The organism is Streptomyces sp. NPDC088766 (genome assembly GCF_044750845.1).
Taxonomy (GTDB): Bacteria; Actinomycetota; Actinomycetes; order Streptomycetales; family Streptomycetaceae; genus Streptomyces.
Map to the genome: position 1 here is coordinate 93,248 of NZ_JBIVKQ010000019.1, position 22,645 is coordinate 115,892.

Below are 22,645 nucleotides of genomic sequence, written 5' to 3' on the forward strand. Positions count from 1 at the left end.
TTCTGGTGGTTAAGTGTCCCTCACGCAGGTGTGTGATCGCGAAAGGGGCTGGTGATCGTGCCCGAGCTGAGGCCTTGGCGGGCCGCGAGACCGCACGTGGTGCGGGCCGCGGACGCCGTACGACCACGTCTGGCGCGGGTCGCAGGGGTCGTACGGCCACGTCTCGCGCGCGCGACGGCGGCCGCCGGGCCGCGGGTCGCACGGCTCAGGCAGGCGGCGAAACCGCAGCTCGCGCTGATCACGAGGCCGAGACCCGGCCGGACCTGGCAGTACACCGCGGGTGCGACGACCGCCGGACTGGCCCTGGCCGTCGGCGTGGCGACCGCCGCCGGCCCCTGGGACTCCTCGGGTCAGCGTACGGCCGAGCGGGACCGGGCCGCCGCACTGGAGCGGGTGGGTGGCGCAGATCACGGCCGCGGGACCGAAGCGTCCGATACGTCCGACACGGCGGCCGGGGCGCCGCGGCCCGCGCCCAGCGCCGCGTCCGTCCTGACGGGCCTCGGCGGCGCGACGACCGCCGTGAAGTCGGCCCCGGGCTCCGCCGCCCTCACGCGCGTCCTCGGCCCGCTCCTCGCCGACCCGGCCCTCGGCACCCGCCGCACGGCCGCCGTCGTCGACGTGACCACCGGCAAGCGGCTCTACGGCAGCGGAGCCGACGACGCGCTCACCCCGGCCTCCACCACGAAGATCGCCACCGCGGTCGCCGCGCTCACCGCGCTGGGCGCCGACCACCGCCTCACCACCCGCACCGCCCTGGAACCCGGCACCGGGGAGGTCGTCCTCGTCGGCGGCGGCGACCCCACCCTCACCGCCCGCGAGAACCCCGAGGGCTGGGCAGGCCTGCGCACCCTCGCCGCCTCCACGGCCACGGCCCTGAAGAAACGCGGCATCACCCGGGCGACGCTGTCGTACGACACCACCCTGTACGCCGGCACCGAAGTTCACCCGATCGGAGTCAACCCGAACCTGGCCCGGGTCACGGCCCTGACCGCCGACGAGGGCCGCGCGGACGGCTCGACGAGCGGCCCGGCGACCCGCGTGCCCGACCCGGCGGCGGACGCGACGAGGAAGTTCGCGGACTTCCTGGGGGCGTACGGGATCAAGACGTCCGCGCCCGGACCGTCGAAGGCCTCCGCGCGCGCGGAGACGCTGGCCACGGTCGCCTCGCCCCCGCTCGCCTCGCTCGTCGAGCGGATGCTGACCAACAGCGACAACGACATCGCCGAGGCGCTCGCCCGCCAGACCGCCCTCGCGACCGGCGTGCGCGCCGACTTCGCCGGCGCGGGCAAGGCGATCCGCACCCAGCTGGGACGGCTCGGACTGCCCCTGGACGGTGTCGACTTCAGGGACGGCAGCGGCCTCGACCGGAACGACCGCCTGACCGCGAACCTCCTGACCGCGCTCCTCGTCAAGGCCGGCGACCCCGCCCGCCCCGACCTGCGCCCCGTCCTCACCGGACTGCCCGTCGCCGGCTTCACCGGCACCCTCAGCACCCGCTACACGGACGGCGCTGCCGACGCCGCCGGTGTGGTCCGCGCCAAGACCGGCACCCTGACGGGCGTCAACACCCTCGCCGGTACGGTCGTCGACCGCGACGGCCACCTCCTGGCCTTCGCCGTCCTCACCGCGAACACCACCGACCCGGCCGCGGCCCAGACGGCCCTCGACCGAGCCGCCACGGCCCTGGCGGCCTGCGGCTGCGGCTGAAGCCGGCCCGTCCGGCGTCCGGTCACGCGCCCGCCCCGCCCCGACCGAGGGCCGCGCCGACCCGGACGCCGCCCCCACTCCATCCCTGAGGCGTCCCCCACTCCCGCCCCACGCCCTGCCCGCAACGGCACCCCTCACGTACGGTTGACGCATGACGAGCATCGGTGGTGCCTCTTCAGGGATGGTCGACTGGAACCTCGCGGTCGCGACCGCGACCCGCCTCGTGCGGCCGGGCCCGGAGGTGAGCCGCGACGAGGCCCGCGCCGTCGTCGCGGAACTGCGCCGGCACGCCAAGGTCTCGGAAGGACACGTCCGCGGCTTCACTCGTCTGGGCACCGAGGAGATGCACGACACCCCCGTCCTGGTCGTCGACCGTCCCGGCTGGATCCGGGCGAACGTGGCCGGCTTCCGGGAGCTCCTCAAGCCCCTCCTCGACAAGATGGAGGGACGCCGCAGCGGCAACGCGGTCCTCGGCGCGGTCGGCGGCAAGGTCACGGGCGTCGAACTCGGCATGCTGCTGTCCTTCCTGTCCTCCCGCGTCCTCGGCCAGTACGAGACCTTCGCCCCCGCCACCCGCGAACTGCCCGCGGGTGCCGACAGCGGCGGGCGGCTGCTCCTCGTCGCGCCGAACATCGTGCACGTCGAACGCGAACTCGACGTGAGCCCCCACGACTTCCGCCTCTGGGTGTGCCTGCACGAGGAGACGCACCGCACGCAGTTCTCCGCGGTGCCCTGGCTCCGCGACCACCTGGAGGGTGAGATCCAGTCGTTCTTGGCGGAGACGGACGTCGACCCCATGACGTTCCTGGAGCGGATCAGGGAAGCGGCCCAGTCCCTCGTCGGCGGACGTCCCGAGGGGGAGGAGGACGACGGCGGCCGTTCCCTGGTCGAACTGGTCCAGAGTCCCGCCCAGCGGGAGATCCTCGCCCGGCTCACCGCCGTGATGTCCCTCCTGGAGGGTCACGCCGACTTCGTGATGGACGGGGTGGGCCCGGACGTCGTGCCGACCGTCGCCGAGATCCGCGAGAAGTTCCAGCAGCGTCGCGCCAAGGGTGCCTCGCGGCTGGACATGGCCCTGCGCAAGCTGCTCGGCCTGGACGCCAAACTCAAGCAGTACAAGGACGGTGACCGTTTCGTGCGGGCCGTCGTCGACCAGGTCGGCATGGACGGCTTCAACCGTGTGTGGACCTCGCCGAACACCCTCCCCACCAAGGCCGAGATCGCGAAACCGGCGGACTGGGTCGCCCGGGTGCACCGCAAGGCGGACTCCTGAACCGCTGAGCCGGTGGCGAGCACGACGGCGGACGGGAACCGAAAATCGGCCGACGGCAGGAGAACGCCTCCGCAATCACCCGTCCGAGGGACCGTGAGTCCCCATCAGGCGTGCAATGCTCGGGGAACGGCCCGGTTCTGTCACCATCTACACACTCTGCGTGACCGATCTCGGGTTCAACCCCCGAAAATTTCATGAAGGGAACCGGACATGGGTCCCCATCCTGCGGTCGCGGCGATACGCCTGGCGGTCCGCCGCGTCCTCCACGACATCCTCACCGACCACCACAGCACCCCTGACGCCCTTGCGCACGAGCGTCCGCCCTCGCCGCTCGTGCTCGTGGCCTGCTCCGGCGGCGCCGACTCCATGGCGCTCGCCTCGGCCCTCGCCTTCGAGGCTCCCAGGCTCGGCGTCCGCGCCGGCGGCGTCACCGTCGACCACGGCCTCCAGGCCGGCTCCGACCTGCGCGCCGACGAGGTCGTCCTGCGCCTGCGCGAACTCGGCCTCGACCCGGTGGAGGCCACCGCCGTCACCGTCGGCCGCGAAGGCGGCCCCGAGGCCGCCGCCCGTGACGCCCGTTACGCCGCCCTCGATGACGCCGCCGACCGCCACGGCGCCGCCGCGATCCTCCTCGGCCACACCCGCGACGACCAGGCCGAGACCGTTCTCCTCGGCCTCGCCCGCGGCTCGGGCATCCGCTCCCTCTCCGGAATGGCCGCGGTCTCGGGGGCCGGCGGCCGTTACCGCCGGCCCTTCCTCCAGCTCGACCGGCAGACCGCACGCAAGGCCTGCATGGTCCAGTCCCTCCCCGTCTGGGACGACCCGCACAATACCGACCCGGCCTACACCCGCTCCCGGCTCCGCCACGAAGGGCTGCCCGCCCTGGAGAAGGCCCTCGGCAAGGGCGTCGTCGAGGCCCTCGCCCGTACGGCCCAGCTCTCCCGCGACGACGCCGACGCCCTCGACGCCTGGGCCGGCCGGGCCGAGGCCGCCGTCCGGGACAACGCCGGCCTGCTGGAGTGCGCCAAGCTCTACGCCCTGCCGCCCGCCGTCCGCCGCCGCATCCTGCGCCGCGCCGCCATCGAGGCGGGCGCCCCGGCCGGTTCGCTCTTCGCCCGGCACATCGAGGAGATCGACCGGCTGATCACCGGCTGGCGCGGCCAGGGAGTCATCAATCTCCCCGGCAAAGTCGTCGCCCAGCGGCAGGGTGGCAGACTGGTGATTCGGCAAGGCTGAATCCCGCCCCTCCACTCGGAGGGGCGGCGGCCGGTGGGACGACCGAAAGTGATGCGGGTGGACGCGAAAGACATGGGTGCCGACCTCAAGACGGTGCTCATCACCAAGGAAGAGATCGACGCCAAGCTGGCTGAGCTGGCGGCGAAGATCGACACGGAGTACGCGGGCAAGGACCTGCTCATCGTCGGCGTCCTCAAGGGCGCGGTGATGGTCATGGCCGACCTCGCGCGGGCGCTGTCCACCCCCGTCACCATGGACTGGATGGCCGTGTCCTCCTACGGCGCGGGCACCCAGTCCTCCGGTGTGGTGCGGATCCTCAAGGACCTCGACACCGACATCAAGGGCAAGCACGTCCTGATCGTCGAGGACATCATCGACTCCGGACTGACCCTGTCCTGGCTGCTGTCCAACCTCGGCTCGCGCGAGCCCGCCTCCCTCAAGGTGTGCACGCTGCTGCGCAAGCCGGAGGCGGCCAAGGTCGCGATCGACGTGGAGTGGGTCGGATTCGACATCCCCAACGAGTTCGTCGTGGGCTACGGCCTCGACTACGCCGAGAAGTACCGCAACCTGCCGTTCGTCGGTACGCTCGCGCCCCACGTCTACGGCGGCTGAGCCACAAGAGCGTCCTGTGCAGGACGATCGGGAACCCCAGCGGGTTCCGCGCCGTTGAAGCATGCAGACGGGTTCGCCAGGCTTCCCCGTGCGGCTTCGCACGACAATGCTGGGGTACCGTCAGAAGAACTGTCTTATCAAACTCACTATGGCAGGAGGGACGGGGCGGCACCGCTCCGTATGGATGGACGTGAAGCGATACTTCCGTGGGCCGGTCATGTGGATCGTGCTGGCCGTCCTTGCCGTGGTCGTGTTGATGCAGGTCGTCGGCTCGTCCGGCGGCTACAAGACGGTGGACACCGGCCAGGTCGTTGCAGCGATCAACGACAACAAGGTCGAGTCGGCCAAGCTCACCACCGGTGACGAGCAGACCATCAAGGTCACGCTCAAGGACGGCACAAAGGTCGAGGGCAGCTCGAAGATCCAGGCGAGCTACATCGGCGATCAGGGCGTGACCATCGCCAATACGCTGCAGACCAAGTACCAGGACAAGCAGATTCCGGACGGTTACACGGTCTCTCCGACGAAGCAGAACGCTTTCGTCGGGATCCTGCTGTCCCTGCTCCCCTTCGTCCTCATCGTCGTCGTCTTCCTGTTCCTGATGAATCAGATGCAGGGTGGCGGCTCCCGGGTCATGAACTTCGGCAAGTCCAAGGCGAAGCTCATCACCAAGGACACGCCGAAGACGACGTTCGCGGACGTCGCCGGCTCGGACGAGGCCGTCGAGGAGCTCCACGAGATCAAGGAGTTCCTCCAGGAACCGGCGAAGTTCCAGGCCGTCGGCGCCAAGATTCCCAAGGGCGTGCTCCTGTACGGGCCTCCCGGCACCGGCAAGACCCTGCTCGCGCGCGCCGTCGCCGGCGAGGCGGGCGTCCCCTTCTACTCGATCTCCGGTTCCGACTTCGTCGAGATGTTCGTCGGTGTCGGTGCCTCCCGGGTGCGTGACCTCTTCGAGCAGGCCAAGGCGAACGCCCCGGCGATCGTCTTCGTCGACGAGATCGACGCGGTCGGCCGCCATCGCGGCGCCGGCCTCGGCGGTGGTCACGACGAGCGTGAGCAGACGCTGAACCAGCTGCTCGTCGAGATGGACGGCTTCGACGTGAAGGGCGGCGTGATCCTCATCGCCGCCACGAACCGGCCCGACATCCTCGACCCGGCGCTGCTGCGTCCCGGCCGCTTCGACCGCCAGATCGCGGTCGACCGCCCGGACATGCAGGGCCGTCTGGAGATCCTCAAGGTCCACCAGAAGGGCAAGCCGGTCGCGCCCGACGTCGACCTGGCCGCCGTCGCCCGCCGCACCCCCGGCTTCACGGGTGCCGATCTCTCCAACGTGCTGAACGAGGCCGCGCTGCTCACGGCCCGCTCGGACAAGAAGCTGATCGACAACCAGATGCTGGACGAGGCGATCGACCGTGTGGTCGCGGGCCCGCAGAAGCGGACCCGGATCATGTCGGACAAGGAGAAGAAGATCACCGCCTACCACGAGGGCGGCCACGCCCTGGTCGCGGCGGCCTCTCCCAACTCCGACCCGGTGCACAAGATCACCATCCTGTCCCGCGGCCGCGCGCTCGGTTACACGATGGTGCTCCCGGACGAGGACAAGTACTCGACCACCCGTAACGAGATGCTCGACCAGCTCGCCTACATGCTGGGCGGTCGCGCTGCCGAGGAACTGGTCTTCCACGACCCGACCACCGGCGCCGCGAACGACATCGAGAAGGCCACTGCCACGGCCCGCGCGATGGTCACCCAGTACGGCATGACCGAGCGTCTCGGCGCCATCAAGTTCGGCGGCGACAACACCGAGCCGTTCCTCGGCCGTGAGATGGCCCACCAGCGCGACTACTCGGAAGAGGTCGCCGCGCTGGTCGACGAAGAGGTCAAGAAGCTCATCGAGAACGCGCACAACGAGGCCTGGGAGATCCTGGTCGAGAACCGCGACGTCCTCGACAACCTGGTGCTGCGGCTGCTGGAGAAGGAGACGCTGAACAAGGAGGAGATCGCCGAGATCTTCTCCGCCATCGTCAAGCGCCCGGCACGGCCCGCGTGGACCGGCTCCTCGCGGCGCACGCCGTCCACCCGCCCGCCGGTGCTCTCCCCCAGGGAGCTGGCACTGACCAACGGGGCCAACGGCGCGACGCCCGCGATCAGCACCGCCAAGTCCTCGGTGGTGGACCCCGCCCCGGTGGCCGATCCGGCCCCCGAGGAGCGTCCGGAGAGCTGACGCTTTGGGTCCCGGTGCTCCCACCAGGCCCGGAATGCATGCCGCGCCCCCCAGGTTCTAGCCTGGGGGGCGCGGCATTTCGGTTATGGCCGCACCGTCACGCGTCCACCACACGCGACCCGCACAGGAACGAGGCACCAGGATGACCGACCCCGTGACGCTGGACGGCGAGGGCCCCGTCGGCGAGTTCGACGAGAAGCGGGCCGAGAACGCCGTACGCGAACTGCTGATCGCGGTCGGCGAGAACCCCGACCGTGAGGGGCTGCGGGAGACGCCCGCGCGGGTGGCCCGCGCCTACCGGGAGATCTTCGCGGGCCTGTGGCAGCAGCCCGAGGACGTGCTGAAGACGACGTTCGACCTGGGTCACGACGAGATGGTGCTCGTGAAGGACATCGAGGTCTACAGCACCTGTGAGCATCATCTGGTGCCGTTCCGCGGTGTCGCTCACGTCGGGTACATCCCGGCCACCAGCGGAAAGATCACCGGCCTGTCGAAGCTGGCCCGTCTGGTGGACGTCTACGCCCGGCGCCCCCAGGTGCAGGAACGTCTCACCACGCAGATCGCGGACTCCCTGATGGACATCCTGGAGCCGCGCGGAGTCATCGTCGTCGTGGAGTGCGAGCACATGTGCATGTCCATGCGCGGGATCCGCAAGCCCGGTGCCAAGACCCTCACGTCGGCGGTCCGCGGACAGCTGCGGGACGCGGCGACGCGCAACGAGGCGATGAGCCTGATCATGGCGCGCTGAGACCGCTCACGACGGTCGCTGAAGGCGGGCTGGGACGGGGCGAGGCGGGGTGAGGCGATCGGCGGCGTTTCCACGCCCGGCTTCACGCCGCCGAGGCCGCCCCCGAGTTGTCGTCGTCGTCCTCGGGGAGCTTGCAGACGCGCTCCAGGAAAATGGCCGCCGCTATGACACCGATACCCGCCAGGACCGAGAAGCCGGCGTAGATCGCCTGGTCGCGGCGGGCGGGGATGTCGAGGGACTCCAGCAGGAAGACGCCGGCACCGCCGTACATTCCGGCCACGAGGGCGGCGACGAGCGCGCTGGCCTGGCCGAAGACGACCGCGCGGGCCGCCATCAGGGGATCGACGCCCTTGGCCTCGGGGCGGCGCTCGCGCTGTGCCTTGAGACGGGCACGGATCGAGAGCGCTGTGGCCAGCAGTACCACGGCGATCACGGCGAGGACGATGGGGGCGGCCAGTGGAACGCTCGGCAGGGTACCGATCGAGTTCCAGAGGCGGGCGCCGGCCCACGACACAACGCCCGCGACGACGAAGACGCCGGCCAGCATCCTGATGCGCAGCTCTCTCACGATGTCCCTTCGATTCCCCCGGGGTCCACGGCCGGTGGCCGTGGACGGTCGTCGTCCTGACCCTGACGACTACGTCGTCTCGACCTTAACGACTACTCGGGCAGCCGGAGTTCCAGGTCCTTGCGGGCGGCGACTCCCTCGCGGGTGACGGTGTCGAGCAGCTCGGCGATCGCGCCGCGCCCGGGTACCCGGGCGCCGGGATCCACGTCGTGCCACGGGGCGAGCACGAAGGCGCGTTCGTGGGCGCGCGGGTGGGGCAGGGTCAGCGACGGATCGTCGGAGACGACATCGGCGTACGCGACGATGTCGACGTCCAGGGTGCGCGCGCCCCAGCGCTCGTCCCGGACGCGGTGGAAGGCCTCCTCGACCGCGTGCGCCCGCTCCAGGAGGGACGACGGGGGCAGCGTGGTCTTCAGGACGACGATCGCGTTGAAGTAGGAGGGCTGGCTGCCCGGCTCCACGCCCCACGGTTCCGTCTCGTACACCGGGGAGACCGCCTTGACGCGCACGCCGGGGGTGTCCTCCAGGGCGTCGATGGCCCCCTGGAGGGTCTCCAGACGGTTGCCGAGGTTGGAGCCGATGGAGATCACGGCCCGCTTGGGGTTGTGGAGCGTGGTGTCGGCGGCGTCGACCTGCTCGACGACGGAGGCGGGCACCGGCTGTACGGTCGGGTCGCTCTGACCCCCGGCGAAGAACGCGGTCATACTCGGCTCCGGGTGATGGTGACGGTCACGTCGTCGAAGGGGACCGTGATCGGTGCGTCCGGCTTGTGGACGCAGACCTCGACCTCCTGGACCCCTTCGTGCTTCAGACAGGCCTGGGCGATGCGCGCGGCGAGCGTCTCGATGAGATCGACCGGCTCGCCCTGGACGACGGCCACGACCTCCTCCGCCACGATGCCGTAGTGCACGGTCTTCGTCAGGTCGTCGTCGGCCGCGGCCGGTCGGGTGTCCAGGCCCAGGACGAGGTCCACGATGAAGGTCTGGCCCTCCTCGCGCTCCCGGGGGAACACACCGTGGTACCCGCGGGCCTTGAGGCCGCGCAGCGCGACACGATCCACGCGAATCACTCCTGCAATCGTCGGGAACGGCCGGTCCCTACCGTGTGCGGACGGCACACCGGCCTCGGACGAATCTACCTGCGAGCACCGACACGGCCGGGCCGTGGGGGCGCCGGCCGGGTCGGAGCCGGGAGGATTCACCGGGTGTTTCCCCCGGGGAACCCGGTGGCTCACGGACTGGTGGCCGTCCTCGCCCCGGCGTTCGTGATCCCCACCACGTTCCGGACCCGGTGGCCCACCCGGCGCCCTTGTCGGCTACCCGCTCAGGAGGGGTTCTCCTCGTCCGGATCCTCGCCGTCCTCGCCGTTCTCGGTGGTCCCGGTGTTCTCGGCCATGACCGGGGACGCGTGGTGCGACCAGAGCTTCCAGCCGTCGGCGGTGCGGCGGAACACGTTCGTGGCGACCACCAGCTGGCCCACGAGAGGCCCCAGCTCCTCGCCGGCCTCCGGGGCGGGGCCGCCGCTGAGGATGTTCTCGGTGCAGGTCACCAGGGCCGTGTCGCCGGTGACGGACACATGCACGTCGGTCAGGAAGAACTGGATGTAGTCGGTGTTCGCCATGATCAGCGCGTACGACCGCAGTACCTCGCCGCGCCCGGTGAGCACCGGCCATCCCGGATGCACGCAGGAGACCACGCCCACGTCCGCCGGGTCGTGGAACTCCTCGTCGACGCCCAGGTCGGCAGGGGTGAGCCAGAGCGAGGACACCTCGTCGAAGTCGCCCCGTTCGAGCGCCTCGTAGAAGGCGGTGTTGGCGGCCTCGACCTGCTCGACGTCCGTGTGGGGGGCGCTCACCGGGCTCCTTCCGCGCCGTGCGGGGTGTGCGGAGTGCGCGGGAGGCGCGTGTCCTGCTGGGCGGGCGCGTCGGGTGTCCTCTGCGCCCCGTCCGCCCCGTCTGCCCCGTCTGCCCCGTCTGCCCCGTCTGCCCCGTCTGCCCCGTCTGCGCCGGGTGTCTGTGTCGCGGGCGCGTGCGTCGTGGGTGTCTGCGTGCCGGGCGCGTGCCTGGTGGGTCCGGCCGTGGCGGAAGGCGTCCGGGCCGACACGACCGTGCCCGGCGCGTGACTTTCTTCGCGCGCCCCTTCCACGGCGCGCGCGACGCGCACCGCGTCCGCCGTCGCGCGCACCTCGTGCACGCGCACCGCCCACGCGCCGGCCTGCGCCGCGAGCGCGGAGACGGCGGCCGTGGCGGCGTCCCGCTCGCGCGCGGGCGGGGGCGCGCCCTCCGGCCCCGCCAGCACCCGGCCGAGGAACCGCTTGCGGGAGGCGGCGACGAGCAGGGGGTGGCCCAGCCCGTGCAGCAGGTCGAGGCGGGCGAGCAGGGAGAGGTCGTGACCGGCCTCCTTGGAGAAGCCGAGCCCCGGGTCGACGACCACCCGGTCGGGGGCGATGCCGCCCGCCAGGACGGCGTCCACACGCTCGCGCAGTTCCTCGACGACTTCGCGTACGACGTCGTCGTAGACGCCCTTGACGTTGCCGCCCTCGAGGAAGCCGCGCCAGTGCATGACGACGAAGGGGGCGCCGGCGTCGGCGACGACCGGGATCATCTCGGGGTCGGCGAGGCCGCCGCTGACGTCGTTGACGAGGGCGGCGCCCGCGGCGAGGGCCCGGGCGGCTACGGAGGCGCGCATGGTGTCGACGGAGACGACGACGCCCTCGGAGGCGAGGCCGCGGACGACGGGGACGACCCGCCGGAGTTCCTCGGCCTCGTCGACGCGGGTGGCGCCCGGACGAGTGGACTCGCCACCCACATCGACCAGGTCGGCCCCCTCGGCGACCAGCGCGAGTCCGTGCTTGACGGCGGCCGTCGTGTCGAACCAGCGGCCGCCGTCGGAGAAGGAGTCGGGGGTCACGTTGACGACCCCCATGACCGCGCAGCGGTCCCAGTCCGGAAGGCCGGCGACGCGCCCTCGTCCGCTCTGCTTGCTCATACGTTCAGCGTAGGCCCAGCGGGGGGCCGCCATGCCGGGTGGCCCGGGCGGCAGCCCCGGGGCCGAGGGGCCGGGGCTGCCCGCCCGGGCCGGTCTCGGCGGTCTCCGGTTCGCTCCCTGCCGCAGGAGGTCCGGCTACGCCGCCCGTACGTCTCTGTCGGCCACCGTGCGCTCGGCCACCATGTGGGCACACGCGCGTGCCGCGGACGTACGGCCGCGCAGGAAGCGCGGCAGGGGCAGGGCGAGGTTGACGAAGCCCTCCGCCTGCATGGCGGCGAAGCCGATCCGGGGCAGGTCGGCGGAGGCGCGGTACACGACGAACCGGGGTTCCCAGCGGGGCTGGAACTTGGCGTTGAACTTGTACAGCGACTCGATCTGGAACCAGCGGGAGAGGAAGACCAGCAGCCCGCGCCAGGCGCGCAGCACCGGGCCGGCGCCGATCTTCTCGCCGCGGGCCAGTGCCGAGCGGAACATCGCGAAATTGAGCGACACGCGCGCGATGTCGAACTTGGGGGCGGCCTGGAGGGCGGCGACGATCAGGAGTTCGTTCATGCCCGGGTCGGCCGAGCGGTCGCGTCGCATCAGGTCCAGGGAGGCACCGTCCGGGCCCCAGGGCACGAAGTGCAGGATCGCCTTGAGGTCGCCGTAGGGACCCGGTTCGACGTCGGCCTTGTGGGCGGTGGCGATCAGGCAGTCCCCGTCGGTGGAATCGCCGATGCGGCCGAGTGCCATGGAGAAACCGCGCTCGGTGTCGGTGCCGCGCCAGTCCTCGGCGGCGCGCCGGATCCGCTCCAGTTCGCCTTCGCCGAGGTCACGGACACGTCGGACCCGGGTCTCGTAACCGGCGCGTTCGATGCGCTTGACCATCTGGCGCACGTTGCGCATCGCGCGGCCGGCCAGCGAGAAATCCGCGACGTCCACCACCGCCTCGTCGCCCAGTTCCAGGGCGTCCAGTCCGGTCTCGCGGGTCCACACCTCGCCGCCGGTCTCCGAGCAGCCCATGACGGCGGGCGTCCAGGAGTGGGCCCTGGCCTCGTCCATGAAGCGCTCGATGGCGCCGGGCCAGGCCTCCACGTCGCCGATGGGGTCGCCGCTGGCGAGCATCACGCCGGAGACGACGCGGTAGGTCACGGCCGCCTTGCCGCTGGGGGAGAAGACGACGGCCTTGTCGCGGCGCAGCGCGAAGTGGCCGAGCGAGTCCCGGCGGCCGTGCTTGGCCAGCAGGGCGCGCAGCCGGACCTCGTCCTCCTCGGTGAGGCGCGCGGCCGGGTGCTCCGGGCGGAAGGCGAGGTAGACGGTGGTGATGGCGGTGAGCAGGCCGAGGGCACCGAGGGAGAAGGCGACCGTCCAGGAGGCGTTGCCCTGGTAGTCGACCGGGCCCTCGAAGCCGAAGAGGCCGTACAGGACGTGGGTGATGCGGTCGGCGAGACTCGGGTCGCCGACCATGCGCCGCGGATGGGCGTTGACGATGACGAGGCCCAGACCGAGGGAACCGGCGCCCATGAGGACGAAGTTGGCCAGCGCGCGCCAGCGGCTGCGCGGGTCGGGCAGGGCCGCGAACTGGTCGCGGTGGCGCAGGAGAGGCACCAGGAGGGCGACGGAGATCAGCGCGCCGACGAGCGAGTGCCGGTAGGTGAACTGGGCGACGGCGCCCGCCGGGAGGAGGGCGACCGCCGCGCGCCACGCCCGCCGCTTGCTGCGCTTGAGGCCGTGCGCGAGGAGCAGCAGCAGGACGCCGGCGCTCAGCGACAGCGCCGCGGCGAACGGGCCGAGCGCGCCGGGGAGCACCTCGGCCATGGTGTGCATACGGCTGTGGCGGAACCGCGGGAAGACTCCGGCGGCGACGTCCAGCAGACCCACCAGGGCGCAGGCCCGGCCGACGAGGGCGGGCACGGCCTCGGGGCGCGGCCCCCTGATCAGCTGCCGCACCCGGCTTGATCGATTCGGAACCCCGACCGACATTTCCCCATCTTCCCTGACAGACATCGCATCCCGTAGTTCCGCGAGAGACTTTGAAATCCGGTGCCGATCGGGCATCCGGCGACATTGCGCCCTCTAGGACGGTGTCTCGGGGGGAGAGGTTCACTCATCTCTTCAAAGCCGCCGGAAAGGCCAGGGAAAGTCCGGGACAAGCCCTCGCGGGGAGCGAGGGTCACGGGAACCCGGACGGAGAGCGCAGGCAGGAACACCGATGGGTCTCACGAGCACAACCGTGCTGCTGCTGGCGGTCCTGTCCGCCGTACTGCTGTTCGTCGGCACCGTGTGGCAGTGGCCGCGTCTGGCCGGGCGGGGCTGGCGGGCCGTCGGCGCGCGCGTCGCCCTGCTGCTGGCCACCCAGCTGGCCCTCTTCGCGTCCGTGGGGCTCGCCGCGAACCAGGCCTTCGGGTTCTACGCCAGCTGGGCGGACCTGTTCGGCCAGGAGACCGAGCAGGGCGTCGTCGTCGACCACGCGGGCGGTGGGCCGCTGCGGGTGGTCGACACCCGGCGCGTGGAGGGCGGCGGCGGGCGGCCGGAGTTCGGCGGCCAGATCCAGAAGGTCGCCGTCGACGGCCGTACGACGCGTATCGCCTCGCCCGCCTTCGTGTACCTGCCGCCGGAGTACTTCGACCCGCGTCACAGCACGCGCACGTTCCCGGCGGTCGTCGTCCTCACGGGCTACCCGGGCACGGCGGAGGCCCTCGTGGACAAGCTGGACTACCCGCGCACCGCGCGCGGGCTCGCCGAGGACGGCCGTATGCAGCCGATGATCCTGGTGATGATGCGGCCGACGGTGGCACCGCCGCGGGACACGGAGTGCGTGGACGTCCCCGGGGGACCGCAGGCCGAGTCCTTCTTCGCCAAGGACCTGCCCGCCGCCGTGGCGGCCCACTACCGGGTGAACAGGGGGCCCGGCAGCTGGGGGGTCGTCGGGGACTCCACGGGCGGCTACTGCGCGCTGAAGCTGGCGATGCACCACCCCGAGGTCTACGGGGCGGGCGCGGGCCTGTCGGCGTACTACAAGGCGCCGAGCGACCCGACGACCGGCGACCTCTTCCACGGTGACGCGACGCGGCGCGACGAGGCCGATCTGCGGTGGTTCCTGAAACACCGGCCCGCGCCCGACACCTCGCTGCTCGTCACCAGCAGCAAGCTGGGAGAATCCAACTACAAGGCCACGCTGAAGTTCATCGAACTGGTGAAGGCCACGCACCGGACGAGGATCTCGTCGATCATCCTCGAAAGCGGCGGGCACAACTTCAACACCTGGCGGCGCGAGATCCCGCCGACCCTGGAGTGGATCAGCGGGCGGCTGGGCGGGGAGCCGGGCGGCCGGTGACGTCGGCGGATCGCCCGGTCGACCAGAAATGATCTTGATTTCCGGGGAATTCGACGACCGGCCGGTTTCCTGATGTCCCGTGAAGGCTTCGCCATGGCTGTGTTTTTACGGGGCGGGGCGCCAACATTCGCCTACGCGCGGTAAGTTTCTGGCCATGCCACGTGGACGTCACCGCCATTCCCCACCTTTGCACCGGCTGCTGCCTCCTTCGGCGATCGCAGGCGTCTCCCTCGTCTGCGCCCTGGGCCCCTGGGTGTTCACGGAGCCACTGGTGCTCCGAGGTCTGGCCGCCGCCGCGGCGGCGACGGCGGTCGGGAGCGCGTTCGTCATGCGCCGCTGGGACATCCAGGCCGGCAAGCAGGTGGCCGACCTCACGCGCGCGCGTGCCGGCGACGAGTGGCGCTACGAGGAGCGGGTCGCCGAACTGGAGGGCGACCTCGAGGAGTCGCGCGAGCTGCGCGGCAAGCTGGAGCAGCGGCTGCGGGCCAAGCGCGCCGAACTGGCCGGCCTGCGCAACGAGCACGCCTCCCTGCTGCGCCGCTACGCCACCGCGGAGACCGAGCGGGCGAGCGCCCTGGAGGGCCGCCGCCTGCTCGAGATAGAAGGCTCCGTCCCGTCGCTGGCGCTGCCCCCCGCGCGGGCCGCGCAGGACGACACGGCGGAGACGCGCGAGGGCGCCGTCGAGACGCGCGGGGCGGCCGAGGACGACGACGCCACGGAGGCCGTGGAAGCCACGGTGTCCGAGGCGTCCGAGGCGTCCGGGACCGCGAGCACGGAGGCCGGCTCCGTCGAGGAGGAGCCGCCGACCCCCGCGGTCTTCTCCCCGTCCGGGTCCAAGCTGTTCCTGCGGGCACAGGCGGCGCTGGACCGCTTCGGCACCGACGGACCGGAGCCGGTGAGGAGCACGGCGGCCGACGACGGACCCGCCGAGACCGAGCCCGTCCGGGCCGCCGCCCCCGCCGAGTCCGGCGGCGACGCGGAGGCCGCGCGGGAGGACGAGGCCGAGGGGAAGCCCGAGGCGGTCGACGAGCACGCGCGCGCGACCGCCGCCCACCTGACCGCCGAGGCGAACGGCACTCCGCAGGGGACGGAGGCCGCCCCGCAGGAGGCCGCCCCGGAGGAGCCCGCCGCGCGGACGAGGACCGGGGAGGCCCCGCACACCGGGGCGACCGGGGCGGCCGAGACCCCGGAAGCGCCCGTGAGGGCTCCCTCCGCCGACATCGGCGGACTCGCCCCGCGTCCCGCCGCCCCTGCGCAGCGCCCCTCCGGCCATTTCACGGTCCCGACCGCCGTCGCCGTCGTACCGGCCACGCAGCCGGTACGGCGTCCCACGGCCGAAGGCGGTTTCGACTTCTTCGGCACGCAGAAGGAGCCGGCGTCCGCCGCGCTGGAGGCCGTGCAGAACGAGGACCTCGCCGACGTCGTCGGCCAGGAGGCGCTCGCACTGCACAAGGCCGAGGCGGAGGCGGAGTTCAAGCCGGCCGACGAGCACGCGCGCGCCGTCGGCCAGGTCATCGACCTCACCGAGCACGACGAGACCGAGCACATCGACGTCCAGCGACTGCGCAGCGCCGCCTCCTGAACGCCCGGCAGTCCCGGGCCGCAGCCCGACGGCTGACGACCCGAACGCCCGACGATCCGAAGGCCAGGTCCGGCCCGACCTGTCACACCCCGGCCGGTCACACCCCGGCCGGTCGCGCTCCCGGCCCGTCGCGCTCCCGGCCCGTCGCGCTCCCGGCCCGTCGCGCCCACGCGGGCGCGGCGGGCCGCGGCGCGTCCGGCGGTCACGCCATCCACCGGTCGGACCGCGCGTCGCGGCGCCCGGTCCGGGACCGGTCCGCCTGGCCGTGCAGCAGCTCCGCCGCCTCCTGCGCATCCCGCAGCCGCGCCGTCACCGTCTTGTTCGCTCCCGTGTCCACATGGACGTCGGCGAGCCGCCACAGCCGCCTCCAGGGCCCCTGGGACAGGCGCACGCTCTGCACCTTGGCGTGCGGCACGAGCGCCACACTGCGGCGCAGCAGCCCGTGCCGGGCGACGAACACCGTGTCCGCGACCGTGATGCCGTAGCCCCGCCACCACAGCGGGACGCACCGGCCGGCCCGGCGCGGCGGCCGGGACAGGGCGGCCGCCGCCGGCACCCGCACGCCGGGCAGCACGCGTGCGATGACGGCCTCGGCCGCCGCGCGCGGGGCGACGGGCACCAGAACGGAGTTGGCCGAACCGGCCACGTCCAGTTCCACCCGCACCCAGTCGCGCCGCCGCCACAGCAGCGGTTCGACGACGCGTACCGTCTGCACGCGGCCGGGCGGCACCGTCTCGTGCGTGCGGTCGAGGAGGCCGTGGTCGATCCGCAGCCCGTCCGGCGACTCGCCGACCGTCCAGTCGTACTCGCCGGCGAACCGCCCGGCGCTGCGTGCGCCCGCCGCGCCCAGCAGCGGCACGCCGGTGGCGAGGACCGTCCACACGCTGTGGGTGGCCAGCCACAGGACCGGGGGCACGACGAGCGCGGCGGCGAACGCGCCCCAGGTGGCGCCGGTCAGCATCAGCGCGACCGCCAGTTCGCGCGGCGGCACCCGCAGCAGTTCGCGCGCGGGCGCCTCGCCCACCTCGTGCGCCGTCTCGGGCGCGAAGCCCGCCGCGCGCGCGAGCAGCTCCGCGCGCAGGGCGCGCGCCTCCGACTCGCCGAGGAAGGCCAGTTCGTCCTTCTTGTCGGCGCCGACGACGTCCAGCCGGAGCTTCGCGACGCCCGCGATCCGTGCGAGCAGCGGCTGGGTGACGTCGACCGCCTGGAGGCGCTCGAGCCGGATGTGCACGGTGCGCCGGAACAACAGGCCGGTGCGGATGCGCAGTTCGCTGTCCGTCACCGAGAAGTGCGTGAACCACCAGGACAGGAACCCGTAGAGCGAGGCCGCCGGCACGACCACCGCGAGCGCGATGACCAGGGTCGTCGTGGTCAGCCGGGTCAGCTGCTCCTGCGCCTGGTTCGGATCGTGCGCCGCCCACCCGGCGACCACGGCGACGGGCGCCCACGCCCGCCGGAACGGCGTCACCGGATGCAGCCGCCGCTCGACGACGACCCGCTCCGGCCGTATGCCTCCCTCGACGCCCGGTGCCGTCACAGCCCCGCCGATCGGGCCTCGCCCAGCGCGGTCAGCCGGTCCCGCAGCCGTTCGGCCTCGGCCGGGTCCAGCCCCGGGATCGTCGCGTCGGTCGCCGCGGCCGCCGTGTGCAACTGCACGCTGGCCAGCCCGAAGTGCCGCTCGACGGGACCGGAGGTCACCTCCACGAGCTGCATCCGCCCGTACGGCACGACCGTCTCCTCGCGCCAGAGCACGCCCCGGCTGATCAGCAGGTCGTCCGCCCGCTCGGCGTACCGCCAGGAGCGCCAGTTGCGGCCGAGTCCGGCCCAGCCCCAGACGGTCCCCGCCAGGGGCAGCAGCGCGAACGCGGCCCACGCCGGGCCGGCGAACAGGCCGAGCAGCACTCCGACGGCCACGGTGGCCGGCCCCAGCCACACCACCAGCAACAGCCTCCGCATGCGCAGCAGGCCCGGCGGCAGCCCGGTCCACCGCGGTTCGGCCTCCGTCGTCGTCCCGGCGTCCGCCGTGCTCCCCGTCTCCATGCGGCCAGCGTACGTAGGGGAGACTGGGTCCATGACTCCTACGACGGAGACCACGGTCGGGATCGGCGGTGCCGCGGAGAGCACCGACATGGTGCTCAACATCGGCCCCCAGCATCCCTCGACGCACGGCGTGCTGCGGCTCAGGCTGGTGCTGGACGGCGAACGCATCCAGCAGGCCGAGCCGGTGATCGGCTATATGCACCGCGGCGCGGAGAAACTGTTCGAGGCCCGCGACTACCGCCAGATCATCATGCTGGCCAACCGCCACGACTGGCTGTCGGCCTTCTCGAACGAGCTGGGTGTGGTCCTCGCCGTGGAGCGGATGCTCGGCATGGAGGTGCCCCCGCGCGCGGTGTGGACGCGGACCCTGCTCGCGGAGCTGAACCGGGTGCTCAACCACCTGATGTTCCTGGGGTCGTATCCGCTGGAGCTGGGCGGGATCACGCCGGTCTTCTACGCCTTCCGCGAGCGCGAGGTGCTCCAGAACGTCATGGAGGAGGTGTCCGGCGGGCGCATGCACTACATGTTCAACCGCGTCGGCGGCCTCAAGGAGGACCTTCCGGCCGGCTGGGCGTCCCGCGCGCGCGCTGCCGTCGCCGCCGTGCGTTCGCGCATGGACGTCTACGACGACCTCGTGCTCGGCAACGAGATCTTCCGGGGCCGCACGCGCGGGGTGGGCGTCCTGACCCCGGCGGCCGTGCACGCGTACGGCGTGAGCGGACCGATCGCGCGGGCGTCCGGCGTCGACTTCGACCTGCGCCGCGACGAGCCCTACCTCGCGTACGGCGACCTCCAGGACACCCTGAAGGCGGTGGGCCGGACCGAGGGCGACTGCCTCGCCCGCTTCGAGTGCCTCCTGGAGCAGACGCACAACGCGCTCGACCTCGCGGACGCCTGCCTGGACCGCCTCGGGGACCTGCCGCCCGGCCCGGTCAACCAGCGGCTCCCGAAGGTCCTCAAGGCGCCCGAGGGGCACACGTACGCGTGGACCGAGAACCCCCTCGGCATCAACGGCTACTACCTCGTCAGCAAGGGCGAGAAGACGCCGTACCGGCTGAAGCTGCGGTCGGCCTCCTACAACAACATCCAGGCGCTCACCGAACTGCTGCCGGGCACGCTGGTCGCGGACATGGTGGCGATCCTGGGGTCGCTGTTCTTCGTCGTCGGGGACATCGACAAGTAGGCCGCGCGGCTCACTCGGGGGCCGGACCGAGCGGGTGGGCGATGCCGACCGGCCGGAGGAGCCATCCGAAGTCCCCGAGCCCGCCCCGCGCGGTCAGTTCGGCCGCCTCCCCGGCGCCGGCGAGGGCCCGCACGTACGCGGCGGGATCCGTGGCGGCGAGCGTGAGCGCCGGGCGGTCGCCCGCCACCCCGAGGGCGCGCAGGGCGGCGCGTTGGCGGAGGAGGAGCGGGCGCCCGGGCGTGTGCGCCGGGGTGCACGCCTGCGCACATGCATCCAGTGCCACATGCGCCGTGATGTCGCACGTGCCGTCCGGGACAGGAGTCGTCTCGCGGCCCTCCCGGAAGCCGGTGAGGGTGCCGAACGGAGGGCGCGCCCGTGCCGTGTGCGCGTAGTCCACGGCCACCGCGAGCCCCCGTGCGACGCGGGAGACGGCGGCGGCCCAGGCGCGGTCCCGGGGCAGCCCGATCTCCGCCCGCAGCCCCTCCTCGCCCGGCAGCGGCCACCACCGCGCGAGCCACTCCGCGTCCGCCCCGGACACCGGACCGCCGAGCCGCTCGGTCCCGTCGTCGCGGACCAGGACCAGCCGGGGTACGCCCGCGGAGTCGACCTCGGCGACGTCCACCGGCACGTTGTCCAGCCACTCGTTGGCGAACAGCAGGCCGGTGACCTGCGGCGGGGGCTCGGGCAGCCAGGTGATCCGGGGGGCCAGGCCCACCGGACGGGCGGCGACCTCGACGCCGTACGCGCGCGTGCGGGCGGCCACGTCGGCGGGCAGGGCGTCGAGCACGCCCGTGACCAGTTCGCCGCGACCGGCGGCCATGTCGACGAAGTCGAGCGACGCGGGCCGGCCCAGAGCCTCGTCGACACGGCACAGCAGCCGGGCCACGGCCAGCGCGAAGAGCGGGGAGGCGTGCACGGACGTGCGGAAGTGCCCGGCCGGTCCCTCGGGGCGCAGATAGAAACCGTGCGGTCCGTACAGGGCGTCCTCGGCCGCCGCCCGCCAGCCGCGCCAGCCGCCGGCGCCCGTCACCGTTTCGCCCCCCGGATCGTTTCCACCACCGGATCAGACTAGGCGCACAGGTGATCACGGTCTCCACCTTGCGGAGTACGCGCGCCGGGCCCGGATCGGCCCTCCGGTTGACCCCTGCACGCATCTTGCTTCCCTACTCTGGGTTACGTGCAGCGCCTCTACGACTTCCTCCGCAGACACCCGACCCTGGTCGACGGCTTCTGGGCCCTCGTCCTGTTCGGGATCTCTGTGGTGGCCGGAACCGCTTCCGGCCGGAACCACCAGGGAACGGACTCCCTGGCGCTGCTCGTGCCGATCGCGCTGCTGCTGGGCCTGGTGGTGGCGCTCCGGCGGCGCATGCCGGAGCGGATGCTGCTGCTGGCCGGCGCGCTCGGCCTCGCCCAGCTCGTGCTGGACGTCGCCACGACGGCCGCCGACTTCGCCCTGCTGGTGATCGTCTACACGGTCGCCGCGACGGGTGCCCGCTGGGCGTCGCGGCTCGCGCTGGGCATGGGCCTGATCGCCGCGACCCTGGCACAGCTGCGCTGGCCGAACGAGCAGACGAGCATGGCGGGCAACATCGCCGTAGTCGTCTTCCAGACGGTCCCGTTCGTGCTGGCCTGGGTGCTGGGCGACTCCATGCGCACCCGCCGCGCGTACTTCGCCCAGCTCGAGGAGCGCGCGGCGCGACTGGAGAAGGAGCGCGAGGCGCAGGCGAAGGTCGCGGTCGCCGCCGAGCGCGCCCGGATAGCGCGCGAGCTGCACGACGTCGTCGCGCACAACGTGTCGGTGATGGTGGTGCAGGCCGACGGCGCCGCCTACGTCCTCGACGCGGCGCCCGACCAGGCCAAGAAGGCCCTGGAGACGATCTCGTCCACCGGCCGGCAGGCCCTCGCCGAGATGCGCCGCCTGCTGGGCGTCCTGCGCACCGGCGAGCACCAGGAGGGCGGCGAGTACGTCCCGCAGCCGGACGTCGAGCAGATCGAGGACCTCGTCCAGCAGTGCCGCGGTTCCGGCCTGCCCGTGGACTTCAAGGTCGAGGGCACCCCGCGGCCCCTGCCCAGCGGCGTCGAGCTGACGGCGTACCGGATCGTGCAGGAGGCGCTCACCAACACGCGCAAGCACGGAGGGCCGGACGCGGGCGCCAGCGTGCGCCTGGTCTACTTCGACGACGGTCTCGGCCTGCTGGTCGAGGACGACGGCAAGGGTGCCCCGCACGAGCTGTACGAGGAGGGCGGCGCCGACGGCCGGGGCCATGGCCTGATCGGGATGCGGGAGCGGGTCGGCATGGTCGGCGGCACTCTGGACGCCGGTCCGCGCCCCGGCGGAGGATTCCGCATCAGTGCGCTGCTCCCGCTCAAACCGGCGCACTGACACCGGCGCACTGACACCGGCGTACGCCTGGTGCCGACACCTGTCACAACCCACGGAAGAGGACTCGATGACGATCCGCGTGATGCTCGTCGACGACCAGATGCTGCTGCGCACCGGGTTCCGGATGGTGCTCGCCGCCCAGCCCGACATGGACGTCGTGGCGGAGGCGGGCGACGGCGTCGAAGCCCTCCAGGTGGTGCGTTCCACCCCTGTCGACGTGGTGCTGATGGACGTGCGCATGCCCAAGCTGGACGGCGTCGAGGCCACCCGGCGCATCTGCGCGGAGCCGGACCCGCCGAAGGTGCTGATCCTGACCACCTTCGACCTCGACGAGTACGCCTTCTCCGGACTGAAGGCGGGCGCCTCCGGATTCATGCTGAAGGACGTGCCGCCGGGCGAACTGCTCGCCGCGATCCGTTCCGTGCACAGCGGCGACGCGGTGGTCGCGCCCTCCACCACCCGCCGTCTCCTCGACCGGTTCGCGCCGATGCTGCCCAGCGCGGGCAAGGAGCCTCAGTACAAGGAGCTGGAGCGGCTCACCGAGCGGGAGCGCGAGGTCATGATCCTCGTCGCCCAGGGGCTGTCCAACGGGGAGATCGCGGCGCGGCTGGTGCTGTCCGAGGCGACCGTGAAGACCCACGTGGGGCGCATCCTGACGAAGCTCGGGCTGCGGGACCGGGTGCAGGTGGTGGTCCTGGCGTACGAGACGGGGCTGGTGCGGGCGGGGGGCCACGGCTGAGCGGACATGTCCGGCAGCGTTTCCCCGGCGGCGTGCGGATCACCGCC

Annotated in this window: 19 protein-coding genes and 1 pseudogene; 11 read left to right on the forward strand and 9 right to left on the reverse strand. The window is 72.5% G+C overall.

All coding sequences use genetic code 11. The features are described from left to right. The first annotated feature begins 51 nt into the window (after nucleotides 1-51). The 6 genes from dacB to folE all read left to right on the forward strand — a co-directional run bounded on the left by dacB (nucleotide 52) and on the right by folE (nucleotide 7,800). Nucleotides 52-1,707, forward strand: coding sequence for a D-alanyl-D-alanine carboxypeptidase/D-alanyl-D-alanine-endopeptidase (dacB, locus tag ACIP5W_RS24720; RefSeq protein ID WP_401477491.1), 1,656 nt, complete (start codon nucleotides 52-54; stop codon nucleotides 1,705-1,707). A 151-nt stretch (nucleotides 1,708-1,858) separates the two neighbouring features. Then, complete coding sequence (locus tag ACIP5W_RS24725; protein ID WP_401477494.1) at nucleotides 1,859-2,980, forward strand: zinc-dependent metalloprotease; 1,122 nt, start codon at nucleotides 1,859-1,861, stop codon at nucleotides 2,978-2,980. Between the two features lie 210 nt (nucleotides 2,981-3,190). After that, complete coding sequence (gene tilS / locus ACIP5W_RS24730) at nucleotides 3,191-4,216, forward strand: tRNA lysidine(34) synthetase TilS (RefSeq protein WP_401477497.1); 1,026 nt, start codon at nucleotides 3,191-3,193, stop codon at nucleotides 4,214-4,216. A gap of 51 nt (nucleotides 4,217-4,267) precedes the next feature. Beyond that, nucleotides 4,268-4,828: a hypoxanthine phosphoribosyltransferase gene (hpt, locus tag ACIP5W_RS24735; RefSeq protein ID WP_363092831.1), complete on the forward strand. Its 561-nt coding sequence runs from the start codon at nucleotides 4,268-4,270 to the stop codon at nucleotides 4,826-4,828. Between the two features lie 184 nt (nucleotides 4,829-5,012). Beyond that, complete coding sequence (gene ftsH / locus ACIP5W_RS24740; protein WP_401477500.1) at nucleotides 5,013-7,052, forward strand: ATP-dependent zinc metalloprotease FtsH; 2,040 nt, start codon at nucleotides 5,013-5,015, stop codon at nucleotides 7,050-7,052. 142 nt (nucleotides 7,053-7,194) lie between these two features. Beyond that, complete coding sequence (folE, locus tag ACIP5W_RS24745; RefSeq protein WP_401477502.1) at nucleotides 7,195-7,800, forward strand: GTP cyclohydrolase I FolE; 606 nt, start codon at nucleotides 7,195-7,197, stop codon at nucleotides 7,798-7,800. An 82-nt stretch (nucleotides 7,801-7,882) separates the two neighbouring features. Here the strand turns inward: folE and ACIP5W_RS24750 are convergent, their stop codons facing one another. The 6 genes and pseudogenes from ACIP5W_RS24750 to ACIP5W_RS24775 all read right to left on the reverse strand — a co-directional run bounded on the left by ACIP5W_RS24750 (nucleotide 7,883) and on the right by ACIP5W_RS24775 (nucleotide 13,317). Further along, complete coding sequence (locus ACIP5W_RS24750) at nucleotides 7,883-8,368, reverse strand: DUF3180 domain-containing protein (protein WP_401477505.1); 486 nt, start codon at nucleotides 8,366-8,368, stop codon at nucleotides 7,883-7,885. 92 nt (nucleotides 8,369-8,460) lie between these two features. Continuing rightward, nucleotides 8,461-9,072, reverse strand: a complete 612-nt coding sequence (gene folK, locus ACIP5W_RS24755) for a 2-amino-4-hydroxy-6-hydroxymethyldihydropteridine diphosphokinase (RefSeq protein ID WP_401477508.1) — start codon at nucleotides 9,070-9,072, stop codon at nucleotides 8,461-8,463. Further along, on the reverse strand, nucleotides 9,069-9,428 hold the full coding sequence (folB, locus tag ACIP5W_RS24760; protein ID WP_401477511.1) for a dihydroneopterin aldolase: 360 nt from the start codon (nucleotides 9,426-9,428) through the stop codon (nucleotides 9,069-9,071). Before folB ends, folK begins: the two co-directional genes overlap by 4 nt. Nucleotides 9,429-9,691: 263 nt before the next feature. Next, nucleotides 9,692-10,222: a nuclear transport factor 2 family protein gene (locus tag ACIP5W_RS24765; RefSeq protein ID WP_401477514.1), complete on the reverse strand. Its 531-nt coding sequence runs from the start codon at nucleotides 10,220-10,222 to the stop codon at nucleotides 9,692-9,694. Between the two features lie 269 nt (nucleotides 10,223-10,491). After that, a pseudogene (gene folP, locus ACIP5W_RS24770) lies at nucleotides 10,492-11,355 on the reverse strand (dihydropteroate synthase); the annotation flags it as partial. A gap of 135 nt (nucleotides 11,356-11,490) precedes the next feature. Next, nucleotides 11,491-13,317: a phosphatidylglycerol lysyltransferase domain-containing protein gene (locus tag ACIP5W_RS24775; RefSeq protein ID WP_401477517.1), complete on the reverse strand. Its 1,827-nt coding sequence runs from the start codon at nucleotides 13,315-13,317 to the stop codon at nucleotides 11,491-11,493. 229 nt (nucleotides 13,318-13,546) lie between these two features. On the opposite strand from ACIP5W_RS24775, the gene ACIP5W_RS24780 reads away from it, so the two are divergent. Both ACIP5W_RS24780 and ACIP5W_RS24785 read left to right on the forward strand, forming a co-directional pair. Next, nucleotides 13,547-14,671: an alpha/beta hydrolase gene (locus ACIP5W_RS24780; RefSeq protein ID WP_401477520.1), complete on the forward strand. Its 1,125-nt coding sequence runs from the start codon at nucleotides 13,547-13,549 to the stop codon at nucleotides 14,669-14,671. A gap of 154 nt (nucleotides 14,672-14,825) precedes the next feature. Next, nucleotides 14,826-16,253 carry a hypothetical protein gene (locus tag ACIP5W_RS24785; protein ID WP_401477522.1) on the forward strand — a complete coding sequence of 476 codons (1,428 nt, stop codon included), beginning with the start codon at nucleotides 14,826-14,828 and terminating at the stop codon, nucleotides 16,251-16,253. A gap of 202 nt (nucleotides 16,254-16,455) precedes the next feature. Here ACIP5W_RS24785 and ACIP5W_RS24790 read toward each other — a convergent pair whose 3' ends face one another. Together ACIP5W_RS24790 and ACIP5W_RS24795 are read right to left on the reverse strand one after the other, a co-directional pair. After that, the gene (locus tag ACIP5W_RS24790) at nucleotides 16,456-17,790 is read right to left on the reverse strand and encodes a PH domain-containing protein (protein ID WP_401477525.1); all 1,335 of its coding nucleotides are present in this window, start codon (nucleotides 17,788-17,790) and stop codon (nucleotides 16,456-16,458) included. Then, nucleotides 17,787-18,293: a PH domain-containing protein gene (locus ACIP5W_RS24795; protein ID WP_401477528.1), complete on the reverse strand. Its 507-nt coding sequence runs from the start codon at nucleotides 18,291-18,293 to the stop codon at nucleotides 17,787-17,789. The genes ACIP5W_RS24790 and ACIP5W_RS24795 overlap by 4 nt, the downstream gene beginning before the upstream one ends. 31 nt (nucleotides 18,294-18,324) lie before the next feature. On the opposite strand from ACIP5W_RS24795, the gene ACIP5W_RS24800 reads away from it, so the two are divergent. Then, complete coding sequence (locus tag ACIP5W_RS24800; RefSeq protein WP_401477531.1) at nucleotides 18,325-19,476, forward strand: NADH-quinone oxidoreductase subunit D; 1,152 nt, start codon at nucleotides 18,325-18,327, stop codon at nucleotides 19,474-19,476. Nucleotides 19,477-19,486: 10 nt separating this feature from the next. On the opposite strand, the gene ACIP5W_RS24805 is transcribed toward ACIP5W_RS24800, so the two are convergent. Next, a complete protein-coding gene (locus tag ACIP5W_RS24805; protein ID WP_401477534.1) occupies nucleotides 19,487-20,506 on the reverse strand; it encodes an SAM-dependent methyltransferase in 1,020 nt (339 codons plus the stop codon). A 147-nt stretch (nucleotides 20,507-20,653) separates the two neighbouring features. On the opposite strand from ACIP5W_RS24805, the gene ACIP5W_RS24810 reads away from it, so the two are divergent. Both ACIP5W_RS24810 and ACIP5W_RS24815 read left to right on the forward strand, forming a co-directional pair. Then, nucleotides 20,654-21,859, forward strand: a complete 1,206-nt coding sequence (locus ACIP5W_RS24810; RefSeq protein WP_401477537.1) for a sensor histidine kinase — start codon at nucleotides 20,654-20,656, stop codon at nucleotides 21,857-21,859. A 67-nt stretch (nucleotides 21,860-21,926) separates the two neighbouring features. Continuing rightward, a complete protein-coding gene (locus ACIP5W_RS24815) occupies nucleotides 21,927-22,598 on the forward strand; it encodes a response regulator (protein ID WP_401477540.1) in 672 nt (223 codons plus the stop codon). Nucleotides 22,599-22,645 lie beyond the last annotated feature (47 nt).

What these genes read in the sequence shown, in the direction of transcription:
- ACIP5W_RS24725 (WP_401477494.1), top strand. Translation starts at nt 1,859, where the DNA reads ATGACGAGCATCGGTGGTGCCTCTTCAGGGATGGTCGACTGGAACCTC.
- tilS (WP_401477497.1), top strand. Translation starts at nt 3,191, where the DNA reads ATGGGTCCCCATCCTGCGGTCGCGGCGATACGCCTGGCGGTCCGCCGC.
- hpt (WP_363092831.1), top strand. Translation starts at nt 4,268, where the DNA reads ATGCGGGTGGACGCGAAAGACATGGGTGCCGACCTCAAGACGGTGCTC.
- ftsH (WP_401477500.1), top strand. Translation starts at nt 5,013, where the DNA reads ATGGACGTGAAGCGATACTTCCGTGGGCCGGTCATGTGGATCGTGCTG.
- folE (WP_401477502.1), top strand. Translation starts at nt 7,195, where the DNA reads ATGACCGACCCCGTGACGCTGGACGGCGAGGGCCCCGTCGGCGAGTTC.
- folK (WP_401477508.1), bottom strand. Translation starts at nt 9,072, where the DNA reads ATGACCGCGTTCTTCGCCGGGGGTCAGAGCGACCCGACCGTACAGCCG.
- ACIP5W_RS24775 (WP_401477517.1), bottom strand. Translation starts at nt 13,317, where the DNA reads ATGTCGGTCGGGGTTCCGAATCGATCAAGCCGGGTGCGGCAGCTGATC.
- ACIP5W_RS24780 (WP_401477520.1), top strand. Translation starts at nt 13,547, where the DNA reads ATGGGTCTCACGAGCACAACCGTGCTGCTGCTGGCGGTCCTGTCCGCC.
- ACIP5W_RS24785 (WP_401477522.1), top strand. Translation starts at nt 14,826, where the DNA reads ATGCCACGTGGACGTCACCGCCATTCCCCACCTTTGCACCGGCTGCTG.
- ACIP5W_RS24795 (WP_401477528.1), bottom strand. Translation starts at nt 18,293, where the DNA reads ATGGAGACGGGGAGCACGGCGGACGCCGGGACGACGACGGAGGCCGAA.
- ACIP5W_RS24800 (WP_401477531.1), top strand. Translation starts at nt 18,325, where the DNA reads ATGACTCCTACGACGGAGACCACGGTCGGGATCGGCGGTGCCGCGGAG.
- ACIP5W_RS24815 (WP_401477540.1), top strand. Translation starts at nt 21,927, where the DNA reads ATGACGATCCGCGTGATGCTCGTCGACGACCAGATGCTGCTGCGCACC.